Annotated in this window: 13 protein-coding genes and 1 pseudogene; 3 read left to right on the forward strand and 11 right to left on the reverse strand. The window is 65.8% G+C overall.

The genetic code is table 11. The annotated features are described in order from the left end of the window. Positions 1–11: 11 nt before the first annotated feature. From ASC93_RS14440 to ASC93_RS14475, 9 genes and pseudogenes are all read right to left on the reverse strand, one after another. Complete coding sequence (locus ASC93_RS14440) at positions 12–1,553, reverse strand: tryptophan halogenase family protein (RefSeq protein ID WP_056443185.1); 1,542 nt, start codon at positions 1,551–1,553, stop codon at positions 12–14. Between the two features lie 479 nt (positions 1,554–2,032). Next, the gene (locus tag ASC93_RS14445) at positions 2,033–2,365 is read right to left on the reverse strand and encodes an H-NS family nucleoid-associated regulatory protein (RefSeq protein WP_056443189.1); all 333 of its coding nucleotides are present in this window, start codon (positions 2,363–2,365) and stop codon (positions 2,033–2,035) included. A 168-nt stretch (positions 2,366–2,533) separates the two neighbouring features. After that, positions 2,534–2,737: pseudogene (locus ASC93_RS29920) on the reverse strand (IS481 family transposase); the annotation flags it as partial. Between the two features lie 100 nt (positions 2,738–2,837). Then, positions 2,838–4,313, reverse strand: a complete 1,476-nt coding sequence (locus ASC93_RS14450) for a DNA polymerase Y family protein (protein ID WP_056443192.1) — start codon at positions 4,311–4,313, stop codon at positions 2,838–2,840. Continuing rightward, on the reverse strand, positions 4,243–4,953 hold the full coding sequence (imuA, locus tag ASC93_RS14455; RefSeq protein ID WP_056443194.1) for a translesion DNA synthesis-associated protein ImuA: 711 nt from the start codon (positions 4,951–4,953) through the stop codon (positions 4,243–4,245). Before imuA ends, ASC93_RS14450 begins: the two co-directional genes overlap by 71 nt. A 291-nt stretch (positions 4,954–5,244) precedes the next feature. Next, entirely contained in the window at positions 5,245–6,321 is a 1,077-nt protein-coding gene (locus tag ASC93_RS14460; RefSeq protein ID WP_056443196.1) for a porin, read from the reverse strand. Positions 6,322–6,352: 31 nt separating this feature from the next. After that, positions 6,353–10,024, reverse strand: a complete 3,672-nt coding sequence (locus ASC93_RS14465) for a hydantoinase B/oxoprolinase family protein (RefSeq protein ID WP_056443199.1) — start codon at positions 10,022–10,024, stop codon at positions 6,353–6,355. A gap of 112 nt (positions 10,025–10,136) precedes the next feature. Further along, positions 10,137–11,411: an MFS transporter gene (locus ASC93_RS14470; RefSeq protein ID WP_056443202.1), complete on the reverse strand. Its 1,275-nt coding sequence runs from the start codon at positions 11,409–11,411 to the stop codon at positions 10,137–10,139. Between the two features lie 40 nt (positions 11,412–11,451). Further along, complete coding sequence (locus ASC93_RS14475; protein ID WP_056443204.1) at positions 11,452–12,225, reverse strand: putative hydro-lyase; 774 nt, start codon at positions 12,223–12,225, stop codon at positions 11,452–11,454. A gap of 144 nt (positions 12,226–12,369) precedes the next feature. On the opposite strand from ASC93_RS14475, the gene ASC93_RS14480 reads away from it, so the two are divergent. Beyond that, on the forward strand, positions 12,370–13,305 hold the full coding sequence (locus tag ASC93_RS14480) for a LysR family transcriptional regulator (RefSeq protein ID WP_056443207.1): 936 nt from the start codon (positions 12,370–12,372) through the stop codon (positions 13,303–13,305). A gap of 190 nt (positions 13,306–13,495) precedes the next feature. Here ASC93_RS14480 and ASC93_RS30810 read toward each other — a convergent pair whose 3' ends face one another. Further along, the gene (locus tag ASC93_RS30810; protein ID WP_157201927.1) at positions 13,496–14,068 is read right to left on the reverse strand and encodes a hypothetical protein; all 573 of its coding nucleotides are present in this window, start codon (positions 14,066–14,068) and stop codon (positions 13,496–13,498) included. A 143-nt stretch (positions 14,069–14,211) separates the two neighbouring features. Here ASC93_RS30810 and ASC93_RS14490 point away from each other — a divergent pair, with 143 nt between their 5' ends. After that, positions 14,212–14,421: a cold-shock protein gene (locus tag ASC93_RS14490; protein ID WP_056443212.1), complete on the forward strand. Its 210-nt coding sequence runs from the start codon at positions 14,212–14,214 to the stop codon at positions 14,419–14,421. Positions 14,422–14,490: 69 nt separating this feature from the next. On the opposite strand, the gene ASC93_RS14495 is transcribed toward ASC93_RS14490, so the two are convergent. Then, positions 14,491–15,420 carry a LysR family transcriptional regulator gene (locus ASC93_RS14495; protein ID WP_056443215.1) on the reverse strand — a complete coding sequence of 310 codons (930 nt, stop codon included), beginning with the start codon at positions 15,418–15,420 and terminating at the stop codon, positions 14,491–14,493. A gap of 90 nt (positions 15,421–15,510) precedes the next feature. On the opposite strand from ASC93_RS14495, the gene ASC93_RS14500 reads away from it, so the two are divergent. After that, a complete protein-coding gene (locus tag ASC93_RS14500; RefSeq protein ID WP_056443219.1) occupies positions 15,511–16,290 on the forward strand; it encodes an NAD(P)H-dependent oxidoreductase in 780 nt (259 codons plus the stop codon). Positions 16,291–16,325 lie beyond the last annotated feature (35 nt).

The following is a 16,325-nucleotide window of genomic DNA, read 5'->3' on the forward strand; positions in this document are numbered from 1 at the left end:
TTTCCTTGAAATTAATTAACCGATCCGGAACGCTGGACCGGATTCGCCGTCGATGCGGCACAGTGCTTGCGAATGAATTCCGCATGCGTGGGCATGACATCCACACATTTTCGGATGACTGCCCGGACATCGGTGACGAATTTGCGGATGTCGTCTTGCGAGCGCTGATCGACCAGGGGATGATAGCCGCGTGGCCGGAGGCCCTGGCCATGCATCACCTGCAACCAGCTGACGTCGGTAAACAATTCCTCACCCGCACGCAGGATTCTGCCGTGGCCTTGGAACAGGTCGATCTTTTCCTGCAAGGTTGCCGGAATCTCCATGTCCCGGCAATAAGCCCAGAACGCTGAATCTGTCCGCTCATTCAGCTTGTAATGCAAGATAAGGAAATCGCGGATTCTTTCGTATTCAAAGTCGACCTGGGCATTGAAGGCATCGATATCGGCACTATTGAACGTCTTGTCGGGGAAGAATTCGACCAGACGCGCGATTGCCGTCTGAATCAGATGAATACTGGTGGATTCGAGTGGTTCGAGAAAACCGCCCGCCAATCCGATCGCCACGCAATTCTTGCTCCATCCCTTTTTCCGCTTGCCTGTGGTAAAGCGAATATGGCGCGGCGCCGCGAGCGGTTCGCCGTCGAGATTGCTCATCAAAATCTCTTCGGCCTCCTTGGGGGCCATGAAATCGCTCGAAAAAACATGGCCGTTCCCGATCCGGTGCTGCAACGGAATACGCCATTGCCAACCGGCCGCACGTGCGGTCGAGCGCGTGTACGGCAACAAGGGGTCGACCGACGCACAGGGCACGGCAATCGCGTGATTACACGGCAACCAATGGCTCCAGTCCTCGAAGCCGGTGTGCAAGGCCTTTTCGATCAGCAGGCCGGCCATGCCGGAGCAATCCACGAACAGATCCCCGGCGATCCGGTCGCCATTCTCCATGACGACCGCCTCGATGAAGCCATCCCCGGCACGCAGGCGCGTGTCGACGATCCTTCCTTCGATACGGACGACGCCGCGCGCTTCGCTATAACGACGCAGATATCGGGCATACAGGCCGGCGTCGAAATGGAAGGCGTAGCCGATGTCCGCGACCGGCGAGTCCGGGGCGCTCTGGATGTCGCGCATGAACTTGGCATGACGCGGCGCCAGCGTATTGATCGAGAATTCATCGAGATCGGGCGCCTCGCCAGCCTGGTGCAACTTCAGCCAATATTGATAGAACTTGAGTGGGCCCAGATCCCGCCCGATCTTGCCGAAGCCATGGAAATATGACTCGCCGATGTTTTTCCAGTCGACGAATTCGATTCCAAGCTTGAACGTGCCCTGGGTATTGCGGATGAAATCATCTTCATCAATGCCGAGCGCATGATTGTAATTGCGGATATTCGGGATGGTGGCTTCACCGACGCCGATCGTCGAAATTTCGTCGGATTCGACCAGGCGCAGGCGATATCCATCCGGCAGCAAGCGCGACAAGGCGGCAGCCGTCATCCAACCGGCCGTACCGCCCCCGACGATCACGACGTCCCGTACGCGATTACCGTCCATATGCTCCCCTTCAATCCACTACAACGATTGCATTCCGCCGCGCTGGCCAGTGAGGCATCCCCAATGCAGGCATCAGTCAAAAACCACATTGTAAGCCGAAAATTGGAATCGTTCTCAATTTTTTCTTCACTATAGCAAGAGCATTTTCCGGTGTCAATTTGACACACCTGGAGCGGACGTTGCCGCATGCGTTCGTAGCGAAAAAAAGACGATACCTGGTCGAGAAGAGCGTGGGTGCATCGGCGACAGCTGCAGGACATCCGCCAGGGGCTCAGCCCGGGATGTAGCGTTGGACACGGGCATTACGGGCATCCGAGGACGCATCCCGGCCGGGTGCAACGTGATGCAGGAGGGTGAAACGGCACGCCCGGACGCCGGCGGCGTCGCCCTCGGGACTGGACGCGCCATCCGGAGGCCGGTGCCGACTGCACGAGGGCACGGATTTAACGTTCGATGTCGTTACGGAGTGCAGGCATGCGTCATTGGATACGGAAGTCGTCGAGATTGCGGCCGTTCGCCAGCGCCTCGCCGACCCACTTCGGTTGCCGGCCTCGGCCAGTCCAGGTTTGTTGGCTGTCGGCGGGATTGCGATACCGTGCCTGAACCGTTCCTGCCTTGCCTCCCTTCGCTTTTTTTCCGGTGGTGCCAAGCAGTTCTTCCACCGACAGGTTCAAGCCCTGTGCAATCGAAAGGATTTGCTCGCGCGCTTTTCCCAGTTCCTGCCGATGACGCTCCGTGATCTCTTTTTCGACGTCGTATCCCAGTCTCTTGAGTTCGTTCAGGCTGTAATTCGACAGATCGATCTTTGCCATTTTCACTTCCTTTTCAGTATGGATTGGTAAGCTCGTGTGCCATGAATTCTACTATAGCCAACAAGGCGAAGATCGTTACCGAGAAACGCGGCATATCAGGAAAAATTCCCCGGGATGAGTTAACAAGCCAATTCGAGGGGTGACGATCCAATACGCAGCAGCGAATGCCTAAGTGTCGAGTCCCGTTTGATCGTAGACGCGTTTGACGAATAATTCAGGCCGCTTCTTCTGCCATTCCTTGAGTGCCAGGATGGGCGTTTTGGCGTCAAGCGCGCGCTGTGGTATGTGGTGGTGGTACAGCTTCAAATAGTTCAGCAAGGTCGTCTCCGGATCGGCTTTGCTGTCGAAACGGGTTTGCTGCAGCAGTTCATTGTATGGGCACAGCGTACGATCACATTCACTTCATGGATTTTTGCAAAGAGTGGGACCCCGCGTGGCCGGATGTCGTGTTGGCGCGGGCACCGCACACTGCTTAACCGAACAACCCATGCAAATACCACCTCGGCTCCCGCTCATCGATACCGATGCGTTCCCGATACACCCAGTACAGCGTGTGATCCTGCCCCTCGGCGATGAAATAGTCGCGCGTTTCCGGGCCGTCCCACCAGCCGCCCTCGATACGCTCGGGGGTCGAGGCCACCCGCAGCGGCGAGCCGTAGAACGGGCGGCGGTCGCGCATCAAGAGCGCGATCGGGCGGGCCAGCAGCCACGTCGGACGCGGCAGGCTCAGCACGTCGGGCGGCAGCTGGGCGTTGCGCGCCTTGTCGCTGACGTTGTGCTGGACCGGCACCCAGACGTTGGCCTGCTCCGGGCGGTAATCGGCCAGCGGCAGCGGCTGCAGGACGTTGTCCGGCCCCAGGCGCGCCGCCAGCAGTTCCAGCATGCGCATGCGGTCTTCCTCGCTGCCGCCCGGTTCGGGGAACAGCGAGGCATTCGGCGGCGCCATCGGCCGCACCTGCACGGCTTCCAGCACGAGGCCGATCACGGGCGCGTCCAGCGTCAGCCTGGCGAGGCGTTCCCGGAGCAGGCGCACCAGGTGCTCGTCGCGCCACGCCGGCTCGGCCAGCACGATCTCGATGCCGGTCGGCGGGCATGCCACCCTGCCCCGTTCGTGCTCCAGCCGCAGGACGATGCGCTCCACCGCCAGCTGGCGCGCGCACAGCCAGCCGGTCAGCTGCAACAGCAGGCACTGGGCGCCCGCCAGCAGCAGCCCGGCGTCGTCGATGCGGTCGTACAGTTCCAGGCGCGCGCGGAAGGTCTCGGGCGGCGCGATCCATGTGTGCAGCTCCGAAGTGAGACCGTAGGCGGCATCGAGCAGGTCGAGCAGGTCGCGTCCGCAGCGCCGCTGCAGGCCGGGGCGCGGCAGGCGGCGCAGGTCGCCCAGCGTATGGCAGCCGATGCCGTCGAACCAGTCCGCGAACGGACGCGCGGGCGGCGCCAGCAGCACGGCCAGCCGGTCGAGCCGGCGCAGCAGCGATTCCATCCGCACGGCGCGGCCCGCGTTCGCGCGCGCCAGCAGCCAGGCCCCGCGCGCGGTGGGCGCGCACGCGAGCGAGGCCGTGAAGCCCAGCGCGCGCACGTTCGCGTGCACGCGCCGGCACAGCGCGCGGATGCCGCCGAACAGGCGCAGGCTGGCGCCGACATCCATCAGCAGCGTCGCTTCCGCGCCCTCCGTCACCTGCGGCGTGTACTGCAGCAGGGCCAGCGCCACCGCCTGGCGCGCCTCCGCCTCCAGCGCCGGCGCACGCGCGTGGAGGCGGGCGTCGGGCAGCAGCATCACCACGCCGCCGCGGCGCATGCCGACGCGCACCCCGGCGCCCATTGCCTCCTGCGAGGCCACCAGCACGCGCTCCTGTTCGAGCACGACGCTGCCGGCGTCAGTGGACCAACTCGGTGCGAACACCTCGAGCGGTAACCGGGGCAGGTGCAGTCCGATCCACAGGCGCATGGCGATTGGGCAGGTAGGAAGTCAATGGAAGGAACAGGGTCGCGTCGCGCTGCGGTCCGCGGCGTTTCACGAAACTGATGTCGATGCCGCCCGACTGGGGCCGCAAGGCGAGACGCAGCGGCGCCGGCGACGCGTCCTGGCCGGCCGCCAGCGGCCGCATCATGAAGAACAGGGTCTCCCCCGCCTGCGCCGCCAGGTGCAGCCGGCGCAGGTGTTCGCCACGCACGTGGTTTTGCCAGAACAGCAGCGCGCCGCAACTGCCGCTGCGCAGCACCTGTTCCGCCGCCCACAGCGCATCGGCCGTGCCGCCGGCACGCAGCCAGATCAGTTGCGAAGGCTGCACCCCGAGCGCGGCCAGCGCCAGCGCCTGGGGCGGATGCGGCGGCTGCAACAGCACGACGCGCCGCGTTGCCACGGCCGCCAGCGCGGGACGCAGCAGCCGCATTTCGCCGATGCCGGGCTGCGGCAGCAACAGGTCGACCAATGTTCCGGTCGGCCAGCCGCCGCCTGGCAGGTGGGCCGACAGGGCGAGGTGGCCGGTATCGATGCAGCGCGTGTCACCACGCGCCAGCTGCGAGGCAAGCCAGAGCGACGGATGCAAGGACTCCGGCGCTGCAGATATTAAACCTGAGCAATTCATGTTTGATGCGAAGAAATACTGTATAAACATACAGTACTATTCTCATCAGGTTTTGGCAAGGTTAATCTTCTTGAATGGTAGGGTGGACAGCTCCACCGAAACGCTTGTGTCGCTACGACGCCGGCGCTGTCCACGCGTAACGCTTGCATGGCCAGCTCGTAGGGTGGGCTCCCCGAGCCCACGCGGAAGCAGACGGTACGCAAACGTCCACGTGGGCGGAGGCCGCCCACTCTACGGCTTTCGCGACGTTCGTAGGGTGGGCTCCCCGAGCCCACCATGCAGCATCACCGATCAAAAGGCATGCCGGATCCCGAGATCGACGGCCCCGTTCCCCGATCCCCCTTCGATGGAGCTGCCGACCGTGTAGCTCGCCCCGTGCCGGTTCACGATGTGCGCGATCGCGGCATACAGCTCGGTCCGGCGCGACAGCGCATAACGGTAGCCCAGCGCGTACTGGCTCGCGTCCTGGTCGAGCGCGCCGCGATCGTCCTTGTGGATCCACGACACCATCCACGTGTGCGGGCCGGACGGGATCGTCGCGCCGATGAGCACGTCGCGGCTGTCGCTCGATGCGACCGGCACGCCCGCCCTGCCGTACGGGTTCGCCGTATTGCGCAGCAGGGAACTGTTCGGGCCCTTGTTCACGCCGTACGCGACATGCGCCTTCACGAAGCCGAAATCGTAGACCGCGGCCAGCACCGTGTTCTTCGCATTGCCGGCGTTCCTGAGCGCCGCCGTGCCGTTGTTGCGGTTGTGGTAGCCGAGCCGCGCGTGCAGCGGGCCGGCGTTGTAGTCGAGCGCACCGCCGAATTGCCGGCCCGCCGCGCTGTCGCCCGCCACTTCGCCGGCGCCGTACACGACTTCCGCGCTCACGCCGCCGACGCCGGGCGATACGTATTTCAGCGAATTATCCATGCGGCTGGTCGAGTTGCCGGTCGGGGCCATCAGGTTCTTCGTGTCGCCCGCGTAGCCGGAGCCGAACGGATCGGCCAGCACCACCGTCAGGTATTGCGGCGTGTACTGGCGGCCCGCCGTCAGCGTGCCGAAGCCGCCCTGCAGCCCCACATACGCCTGGCGTCCGAACAGCAGCCCGCCCTGCCCCAGCGCGCCGGTATCGGCCTGGAAGCCGCTCTCCAGCAGGAATATCGCGGCCAGGCCGTCGCCCAGTTCCTCGCGCCCCTTGAAGCCGAGCCGCGAGCCGGCGCCGACGCCGCTCGTGATCTTGGTGACGTCGCCGGCGCTGCCGCCGGTTTCGCGCACGACGGCGACGTCGACCAGGCCATACACGTTGACCGACGAGCCGTCGGCGGCACCAGCGTCCATGCAGATCGCGGCCAGCACGCCGGCACACAGGATTGTTTTCATCATTGTCTCTTTCTCGTTATGGTTATGGTTGTGGTTATGCGGGGATGCCGTCATGGAGCGTGGCGACGGCCGCCGGTGTTTCCCGCGCCGGGGGCGCATACCCGCCGCCGCCCGGCGTCTCGATGACGAACACGTCGCCCGCGCGCATCTCCGTGGTCGCGACGAAGCCCAGTTCCTCGACCTTGCCGCCGGCCCGCACGACGTAGTTGCGGCCGCACCTGCCGGGCTCCCCGCCCGCCATGCCGAACGGCGGCACGATGCGGTTGTTCGACAGGATCGACGCCGTCATCGGCGCCAGGAAGCGGATCCGGCGCACACCGCCGTTGCCGCCGTTCCAGCGTCCGCGGCCGCCGGAATCCCGTGCGATCTCGTAGCTGTCCAGGCGCACCGGATAGCGCCACTCGAGCACTTCCGGATCGGTCAGGCGCGAGTTCGTCATATTGGTCTGGACGACGTCCGTGCCATGGAAGCCGTCGCCCGCCCCCGAGCCGCCCGCGATGGTCTCGTAGTACTGGACGTCCTCGTCCCCGAACGTGAAATTGTTCATCGTGCCGGGCGACGACGCCTGCACGCCGAGCGCGCCGTACAGGGCGTTCGTGATGCAGCTCGACGTCTCCACGTTGCCGGAGACGACGGCCGCCGGGTAGCGAGGATTGAGCATCGAGCCTGGCGGGATGATCACGTTCAGCGGCTTGAGGCAACCGGCGTTGAGCGGGATGTCGTCCTCGACGAGCGTGCGGAACACGTACAGCACGGCCGCCATGCAGATCGAGCTCGGGGCATTGAAATTGTTGTCGAGCTGGGGCGACGTGCCGCTGAAGTCGATGTCGGCCGTGCGCGCGGCGTGGTCGACGCGGATCGCCACCCGGATCACGGCGCCGTTGTCGAGCCGGTACGTGTAGCTGCCGTCCTTGAGCGCGCCGACGACGCGGCGCACGGCTTCCTCGGCATTGTCCTGCACGTGCCGCATGTACGCCTGCACGACCTCGAGCCCGAACTGGTCCACCATCTTCAGCAGCTCTTCGACGCCCTTCTGGTTGGCGGCGACCTGCGCCTGCAGGTCGGCGATGTTCTGCGACACGTTGCGGCACGGGTAGTCGCCCGACAGCAGCAGCGCCGCCGTCTCGCGTTCGCGGAAGCGCCCCGCCCGCACCAGCTGGAAGTTATCGATCAGGACGCCCTCTTCCTCGACCCTCCGGCTGTCCGCCGGCATCGATCCCGGCGCGATGCCGCCCACGTCGGCATGGTGGCCGCGCGACGCCACGTAGAACAGGATGTCAGTCCCCGCCCGGTCGAACACGGGCGTGATCACGGTGATGTCCGGCAGGTGCGTGCCGCCGTGGTAAGGATCGTTGAGCATGTAGACGTCGCCCGCGCGCATGCGTCCGCGGTTGGCCTCGATCACCGTCTTGATGCTCGCGCCCATGGAGCCCAGGTGGACGGGAATGTGCGGCGCGTTGGCGATCAGGTTGCCCTCGGCATCGAACAGCGCGCACGAGAAGTCCAGGCGCTCCTTGATGTTCACCGACACCGCCGTGTTCTGCAGCCGCAGGCCCATCTGCTCGGCGATGCTCATGAACAGGTTGTTGAAGACTTCCAGCATGACCGGGTCGGCCTCGGTGCCGATGGCCTTGCGGCGCGCGCGCGGCGCGACGCGCTGAAGCACGAGGTCGTCCTCCGCCGTGACCTCCGCCACCCAGCCCGGTTCCACCACGTTGGTGCCGTTCGCCTCGACGATGATCGCGGGGCCGGCGATGCGGTCGCCGGGCCGCGTCTGCGCGCGCAGGTACAGCGCGCTGTCGTGCCACTGGCCGCCCGAGTACACGGGCACCGTCTCGTGCGGCGCCAGCGGCGTGGCGCGCGGCCCAGGATCGGCGGCACGGGCGGCGGCGGCGTCGGTGTCGCCGATCGCTTCCACCGAGATCGCCTCGACGACGATCGTCTTGTCCGGCATGAGGAAGGAATAGCGCTTGCCGTACGCTTCCTCGAACTGCACCTGCATCGAGGCCACGCTGTCGTGCTGCACGATGATGACGGAATCCGTGCCTTCGTAGCGCAGGTGGGCCCGTTTGACGACGCGCACGGCATCGAGCGCGATGCCCTGCGCCAGCAGTTCTTTGGTCGCTTCCTGCGCCAGCGCGTCCAGCGCGGCACGCAGCCCGCCGTCGGCCAGCGCCGTTTCCATCGTCCGCTCGCGCATCGCCGTCTGGCTCGCGAGGCCCATCCCGTACGCGGACAGCACGCCGGCGAACGGGTGGGCGAAGATGCGGGTCATGCCGAGGGCATCGGCCACCAGGCAGGCGTGCTGGCCGCCGGCGCCGCCGAACGTGGCCAGCGTATAGTCGGTCACGTCGTGGCCGCGCTGGACCGAGATGAACTTGATCGCGTTGGCCATGCTGCCGACGGCGATCTCCAGGAAGCCTTCGGCCACCTCTTCCGGCGTGCGGCGCCGGCCGGTCTCGCGTTCGATGCGGGCGGCGACCTGCGCGAATTTCTCGCGCACGATGCCGGCGTCGAGCGGCTCGTCGGCGTGCGGGCCGAACACCGCCGGGAAGTGCGCGGGCTGGATCTTGCCGAGCATGACGTTGCAGTCGGTGACCGTGAGCGGACCGCCGCGGCGATAGCTGGCCGGGCCCGGATTGGCGCCCGCGCTGTCCGGACCGACGCGCAGGCGGGTGCCGTCGAAGTGCAGGATCGAGCCGCCGCCCGCCGCCACCGTGTGGATGCTCATCATCGGCGCGCGCATCCGCACGCCGGCCACCTGGGTCTCGAATTCGCGTTCCAGTTCGCCCGCGTAGTGCGACACGTCGGTGGACGTGCCGCCCATGTCGAAGCCGATCAGCTTCCCGAAACCGGCCTTGCGCGCCGTGCCGACCATGCCGACGATGCCGCCCGCGGGACCGGACAGGATCGAGTCCTTGCCCTGGAAGCGGTGCGCGCCCGTCAGGCCGCCATTACTCTGCATGAACAGCAGGCGCACGCCTTCCATCTCGGCCGCGACCTGGTCGACGTAGCGGCGCAGGATCGGCGACAGGTAGGCATCGACGACCGTCGTGTCGCCGCGCGACACCAGCTTCATCATCGGGCTGACCTGGTGCGAGACCGACACCTGCGTGAAGCCGGTTTCCGCGGCGATGGCGGCGACCGTCCGTTCGTGGTCGCCGTAGCGGTAGCCGTGCATCAGCACGATCGCCACCGAGCGGAAGCCATCGGCGTGCAGTGCCGCGAGGTCGGCGCGCACGGCGGCGACGTCCAGCGGCACGACCACGTCGCCATGCGCGCCGATGCGCTCGTCCACTTCGACCACGCGTTCGTACAGCAGCTGCGGCAGCACGGGATGGCGGTCGAACAGGCGCGGGCGGTTCTGGTAGGCGATGCGCAGCGCGTCCCTGAAACCCTTGGTGATGAGGAGCGCGGTGCGCTCGCCCTTGCGTTCCAGCAGGGCGTTCGTCGCGACCGTCGTGCCCATCTTGACGGCTTCCACGAGGTCGGGCGTGATCGGGGCGTCGGGCGCGATGCCGAGCAGGCGGCGGATGCCGGCGACGGCGGCGTCGCGGTACTGCTCCGGGTTCTCGGACAGCAGCTTGGCCGTCACCAGCGCGCCGTCGGGCTTGCGTGCGACGATGTCGGTGAACGTGCCGCCGCGGTCGATCCAGAACTGCCAGCGCTGGCGCGGCGTGTTGTCGTGGGTGGTCTCTTGGTTCATGGTCTTACCTCTTCAAAATATCGGGCGCGCGCAGGCAAGGCGCTGCCCTGGCGCGCCGTGCGCCCGTGTGTCTGTCTGGTGGAATCGGGATGCGGCCGTGACGGCCGGCGGATCAGGCTTCGAGCCGCTTGCCGCGGGTTTCGGGCAGGGTCAGCGCGGCGACGATCATGATGCCGTAGGCGCCGGCCGCGAACAGGCCGATGGCGTGGCCGAGCGAGAGCGATTGGCCGGCGGCGCCGATCGCGAACGGGAACAGCGAACCGATCGCACGTCCCATGCTGTAGCAAAAGCCCTGGCCGGAACCGCGCATGCGGGTCGGGAACAACTCGGTGAGAAAGGCGCCCATGCCGCTGAAGACGCCGGAGACGAAGAAGCCGAGCGGGAAACCCAGCACCAGCATCACGTTGTCGGTCACCGGCAAGCGGGTGTAGGCCAGCGCGATCAGCAGCGAACCCACGGCGAACAGGATGAAGTTGCGCTTGCGGCCCAGGCGGTCGGTCAGGTAGGCGCTGACGATGTAGCCGATGTACGAGCCGGCGATGACCATCGCCAGATAGCCGCCGGTGCCGAGCACCGTCAGGTGGCGCTCCGTCTTCAGGAACGTGGGAAGCCAGGTCGTGATCGCGTAATAGCCGCCTTGCGCGCCAGTCGTCAGCAGCACGGCGCGCAACGTCGTCGAGATCATGCCCGGCGCGAAGATCTCGGTGAACCGCGCTTGTTCCGCGTGCTCGCTGCGGCGCTGCGCGGCCAGGAAGACGTCCGGCTCCTCCACGAAGCGGCGGATGTAGATGACGAAGACGGCGGGGATGATCCCGAGCAGGAACAGCGAGCGCCACGCCAGTTCGGCCGGCAGCAGCGAAAACATCAGCGCGTACAGCAGCGCCGAGACGCCCCAGCCCAGTGCCCATCCGGCCTGCACCATGCCGACCGCCTTGCCGCGGTCCCTGGCGCGGATGACTTCACCCATCAGGATCGCGCCGGCCGTCCATTCGCCGCCCATGCCGAAGCCCATCAGGCCGCGCAGCACGAGCAGCTGGCCGAAGGTCTGGGCAAAGCCGCTCAGGACGGTGAACAGGGCGAACCACAGGATCGTCAGCTGCAGCGTCTTCACGCGGCCGATGCGGTCCGACAGGATGCCGGCCAGCCAGCCGCCCAGCGACGACGTGAGCAGCGTGACGGTGCCGATCAAGCCGGCGTCGCCCTTGGACAGGCCCCACGTCGCGATCAGCGTGGGAATGACGAAGCTGAGGAATTGCGTGTCCATCGCGTCCAGCGCGTAGCCGACCTTGCAGCCGATGAAGGTGCGGCGTTCGGCCTTGGTCAGTTGGCGCAGCCAGCCGAAATGGCCGGCGTCGACGCGATCCTGCGTGAGTTCCTGGGTATTCATGTCGTCTCCGTTGTGGGTATATTTTTTTACAGCGTCATTTTTACAGCGTCGCCAGCGATGCATTCGGCACGTCCGTCACCAGCATGTAGCCGGGGCGGTGCGTGACGACGAACGGCAGCCGTGCGGCGCGGATCGCTTCCTGCGGCGTCACGCCGCATGCCCAGAACACGGGCACTTCGTCCGCCATGACCTCGACGGCGTCGCCGTAGTCGGGCCGCGCCAGGTCGGCGATGCCGATCAGGCGCGGATCGCCCAGGTGCACCGGCGCGCCGTGGATCGCGGGATAGCGGCTGGTGATCTGGATCGCGCGGATCGCATCCCGCGCCTTCAGCGGGCGCATGGACACGACCATGTTCGCGCCGAACGGCCCCGCCGTTTCGTTGGCGATGTTCGTGCGGTACATGGCGATGTTCTTGTCCTGCTCGATGTGGCGCAGCGGGATGCCGGCGGCGAGCAGCATCTCTTCGAACGAGAACGAACAGCCGATCGCGAACGCGACCAGGTCGTCGCGCCACAGGCCGCCCAGCGCCGCGGGCGTTTCCGCCAGTTCGCCGTCGCGGTAGACGTAATAGCCCGGCACGTCGGTGCGCAGGTCGAGGTCGGCGCCGAGCGTCGGCAGGTGCCACGCGCCCGGCTCGCCCACCGCGAGCAGGGGGCACGCCTTCGGATTGCGCTGGCTGAAACGGAGAAAATCATGGGCCTGCGCTTCCGGCAGGATGACGAGGTTGGCCTGGGCAAAGCCGCCGCAGACGCCGGCGGTCGGTTTGCGGAATTCACCCGCGCGGACCAGGTGACGGAACTGGATCGGTTTCATGGTTTTTCAGCTCGGTAATGACATGTAAATAAGCATAGATGCGTATTCTCTATCCACCAAGCCACTTATTTTTACCGCATGTGTTAAGTTTTACTAAACGCGTCTCCTCCCCATTCCCGATATGCTTAAAGTATTCTTTACGCCATGAACACCCGCTTCCTCGAAACCCTGATCACCCTCGCCCAACTGCGCAGCGTCCGCGCGACCGCCCGCGCCATGCACGCGACGCCGGCCGCGATTTCATTGCGGATCAAGGCGCTGGAAGAAGAGCTGCAGACGGAACTCATCGACCGCAGCACCCGCGAATTCCGGCTGACGCCGAACGCGGACTATCTGCTGAACCACGCGAAGGCGGTCGTGGATGCGACGCGGCGCCTGCGCGAGGCGGCGCGCACGGACAGCGCGGTGCGGGGCCGGCTGCGGCTGGGCGTGATCGAGACGGTGGTGCACAGCTGGCTGGCGCATTCCGTGCGCCAGCTGAACGCCAGTTTTCCGGAGCTGGAAATCGATCTTGTGGTGGACATGAGCACGACGCTGGAAAAGCGCCTGCTGGCCGGAGAGCTCGACCTGGTGGTGGGCATCGAGGGCGTCAACAACGGCCAGATCACGTCGGAGCCGCTGGCCGTGTATCCGGTACGCTGGATCGCGCGCGAGGGCCTGCTGGCGCCGCAGCGGGAGGGCCTGGCCCAGCGCCTGCTGCAATTCCCGATCCTGACGTTCGGCCGCGGCACGGCGCCGCACCGGATGCTGGAAGATATCGTCACCCGGCTCGCCAGCCTGAGCGGCGTGCCGCTCGAACAGGCCCGGATCACCTGCTCGCCGTCCGTGGCCGCCATCATCCAGCTGATCCGGAACGGCTTCGGCGTGGCCGCGATTCCCTGGCTGTTCGTCAGCAGCCACCTGGAGAACGGCGAATTCGTGGAGGTGCCGCTGCAGCCGGTGCCGCCGCCGATCATCGTGTCGATGAGCCGCTGCACCAACGCGGCAGTGGCGGTGCATGCGGCGGCGTCCGCCGTGCGCGCGGCCTGCGCCGAGTATTGCGCGCAGGTGGACGAGCGGTATATCGAGAGCCTGGGCTAGTTGCGGGAACTGCCCATTCTTGCGCCGTTCACTGCAGGCGCTTTTTCTCTTCCTTCTTGACTTTCTTGTCCGCCTTCTTTTCCTTGGCGGTTTTGGCGGGTTCTTTCTTCGCAGATTTTTTTGCGTCCTGGCTTTTACTCATTCTATTCTCCGTGACAATGGATTCGATCGATTTCAACGCTTGCAAGATTCAATGGATCGAGCAGCCACGCAGCGTTGGTAATGGTTGAATGGCAACAGCAACGTCGCCTTCGGGATCTTCCTCGGTTTTCCACTGAATCCATGCAAGCACTTCGGCAATACTGGCCAATCCGCTGTGCAAGGAAGCGCGGGTTGCGTAATAATCGGATAGCTCGCGGTCGTCGGACACGGGCACGGCGGTCACCGAGTGGCCCAGTGCGAGGATTTTCGCTTCCAGTTCTTTGAGATCGAACGTCAGCGCGGCATGCAGCACTTCCATGGCCGCCACTGCGTCGTCCATATCGTAGGAGATTGCATCGTCCATTGCGGTTCTGTTTCCAGCCTTGTGGTTGTCTTGTGATGCGCGGGCCGGGCAACGCGGTGCGTGGGAAGCCGGATAACGGAAGGAATAAAGAAAGCGGGCAACATCCGGCTCACGCAAACATAAGATACAGCAATTATCAAAAGCGCGTCGCATCGAATCGTTGCCATTCCGACCGCGCCCGATAATGCGGTCATGCAGGCCGAAAAAAAATAAATCGGAAATGATTAGGTGAACAGGGAAAAGTCCTGTATCTTTCATCGGGCACTGCATCAAGTCGTCGTTATTGTTGGCCTTTCTCTCCCGTCCTGCTTCCGCCGGTCCCGTTTGATTTCCTTCGTTACACTCCCTTGGTCGAAAGTGCGTTTCGGGCGCTTTGCCCATGCATGTAAAAAGGATTAAAAATGACTACTCAAACCGGCACCGTAAAATGGTTCAATGACTCCAAGGGCTTCGGCTTCATTACGCCCGACGCAGGCGGCGGCGATCTGTTCGCCCATTTCCAGGACATCCAGTCGGAAGGCTTCAAGAGCCTGGCCGAAAACCAGCGCGTTTCGTTCGAGCGCTCGACCGGCCCCAAAGGCGAAAAAGCGGGCAATATCCGCGCGATTTAATCAGCCAGCCTGATCACCCGGACGCACCACGCAGATAGCGTGGGCGCCCACCAAAAAACGGATTCACGTTCAGCGTGGCTCCGTTTTTTTCATGAGGGGTGCCTCCCGCGCGAACGCCAGCAGCCGCTCCCGCACCCAGCGCTGCGCCGCATCGCCGTGATTGCGGTTGTGCCACGCCATGTGGATCGCAAACCCGGGCACGGGCAGCGGCGGCGCCAGCACGCGTAGCCGCACGGCGCGGCCCTCCACCATGCGCGCCGGTATCAGCGCGACGAGGTCGGAGCGCTCGACCAGGTCCAGCACGGCATGGAACGTCGACGCCGACACGGCGACCCGGCGCCGCAGGCCCTGCGCGTCGAGCACCTCGTCGACCGGCGTGGTAAAACTGCCGCCGCGCGGCGACACCATCACGTGTTCGAGTTCGCAGAAGCGCTTCATGTCCAGCGGGCGGCGCAGCGCCGGGTGGCCGCGCCGGGCAATGAAGACGTAGCGCTCCTCGAACAGCCGGCGCGAACGGAGGGCGTCGGCGATGCCGTCCGGCGTCAGCACGGCCAGGTCGATCTCGCCCTTTTCCATCTGCGCTTCCAGGCGCGCGGCGTCGGCCGCGCGCAGCGCGATGCGCAGGCCGGGCGCCTCCCGTCGCAGCGCAAGCGTGAAGTCGAGCAGCAGGGCCGCCTGCACGTAGTCCGAGGCCGCGATGTGGACCGTGAACTCGTCGCGCGCGGGATCGAAGGCCCGGGCCGACGTCACCACGTCGCGCAGCTGCGCGAGGGCCGCCGCCAGCGGCGCCTGCAGGCCCAGGGCCAGCGGCGTGGGCGTCATGCCGCGGTGGCTCGGCACGAACAGCGGGTCGCCCAGCATCTCGCGCAGGCGCGCCAGCTGGGCGCTCAGCGCGGGCTGGCTCAGGTTCAGGCGCTGCGCGGCGCGGCTCACGCTGCGCTCGGCCAGCAGCGCGTCGAGGGTCACGAGCAGGTTGAAGTCGAGTCTCTTGATATCCATTTTTTGGATACTACCCCAAAAGCCGGCTGGCATTCCCGGCCGTGCCGGGCAGGCCCAGAATGCGTTCATCGCCAACCGAGGAGTACAACGATGAAGACCGCAACCAGGACCATTCTGCTGGTACACGCCCACCCCGACCCGCACTCGCTCACCGCGCAGATGGTGCAGGCCGCGCGCGCCGAACTGCGCGCCCAGGGCCATGAAGTGATCCAGTCCGATTTATATGCGCTGGGCTGGAAGGCCGTCTACGACGAACACGATTTCCCCGACCGCGTCGACCGCGCACGCCTGTCGTTCGTGGAAGAATCCGGCCACGCCTTCAGCACCGGCACGCAGCCGGACGACGTGCGCGCCGAACAGGCCAAGCTGATGGCGGCCGATGCCGTCGTGTTCCAGTTTCCGCTGTGGTGGTTCGGCATGCCCGCGATCATGAAGGGCTGGATCGAGCGCGTGTTCGCCTTCGGCCTTGCCTACGGCTACCAGGGCGCCGGCAACCGCCACCGCTACGGCGAGGGCGGCCTGGCCGGCAAGCGCGCGCTGTTGTCCGTGACGACCGGCGGCCCGGCCGCCGACTACGGCCCGCGCGGCATCAACGGCCAGCTCGACGAACTGCTGTTCCCGATCACGCACGGCACGCTGTTCTATCCGGGCATGGAGGTGCTGCCCACGTATGCCGTGCACGGTGCGGGCCGCATCGATGCCGCCGGCGTCGAGCGGGCCAGGGCCGGCCTGGCGGCGCGCATGCGCACGCTGTTCGACGACGCGCCGATCCCTTATCGCCCGCAGAACGGCGGCGACTTCCCCGACCGCCACGTGCTGGCCGCCGACGTCGCGCCCGGCGTCACGGGATTGCGCGCGCATCTGCGCTGAGGGTTCGCGCCCGTCGTGGGACAATGGCGGGATCA

Origin of the sequence: Massilia sp. Root335 (assembly GCF_001425685.1) — a bacterium.
Classification (GTDB): Bacteria; Pseudomonadota; Gammaproteobacteria; order Burkholderiales; family Burkholderiaceae_D; genus Telluria; species Telluria luteola.

Coding starts and splice junctions, on each gene's coding strand:
- ASC93_RS14465 (WP_056443199.1), bottom strand. CDS start 10,024: ATGAACCAAGAGACCACCCACGACAACACGCCGCGCCAGCGCTGGCAG.
- ASC93_RS14440 (WP_056443185.1), bottom strand. CDS start 1,553: ATGGACGGTAATCGCGTACGGGACGTCGTGATCGTCGGGGGCGGTACG.
- ASC93_RS14490 (WP_056443212.1), top strand. CDS start 14,212: ATGACTACTCAAACCGGCACCGTAAAATGGTTCAATGACTCCAAGGGC.
- ASC93_RS14500 (WP_056443219.1), top strand. CDS start 15,511: ATGAAGACCGCAACCAGGACCATTCTGCTGGTACACGCCCACCCCGAC.
- ASC93_RS30810 (WP_157201927.1), bottom strand. CDS start 14,068: ATGAAAGATACAGGACTTTTCCCTGTTCACCTAATCATTTCCGATTTA.
- ASC93_RS14470 (WP_056443202.1), bottom strand. CDS start 11,411: ATGAATACCCAGGAACTCACGCAGGATCGCGTCGACGCCGGCCATTTC.
- imuA (WP_056443194.1), bottom strand. CDS start 4,953: ATGAATTGCTCAGGTTTAATATCTGCAGCGCCGGAGTCCTTGCATCCG.
- ASC93_RS14460 (WP_056443196.1), bottom strand. CDS start 6,321: ATGATGAAAACAATCCTGTGTGCCGGCGTGCTGGCCGCGATCTGCATG.
- ASC93_RS14450 (WP_056443192.1), bottom strand. CDS start 4,313: ATGCGCCTGTGGATCGGACTGCACCTGCCCCGGTTACCGCTCGAGGTG.
- ASC93_RS14495 (WP_056443215.1), bottom strand. CDS start 15,420: ATGGATATCAAGAGACTCGACTTCAACCTGCTCGTGACCCTCGACGCG.
- ASC93_RS14445 (WP_056443189.1), bottom strand. CDS start 2,365: ATGGCAAAGATCGATCTGTCGAATTACAGCCTGAACGAACTCAAGAGA.
- ASC93_RS14475 (WP_056443204.1), bottom strand. CDS start 12,225: ATGAAACCGATCCAGTTCCGTCACCTGGTCCGCGCGGGTGAATTCCGC.
- ASC93_RS14480 (WP_056443207.1), top strand. CDS start 12,370: ATGAACACCCGCTTCCTCGAAACCCTGATCACCCTCGCCCAACTGCGC.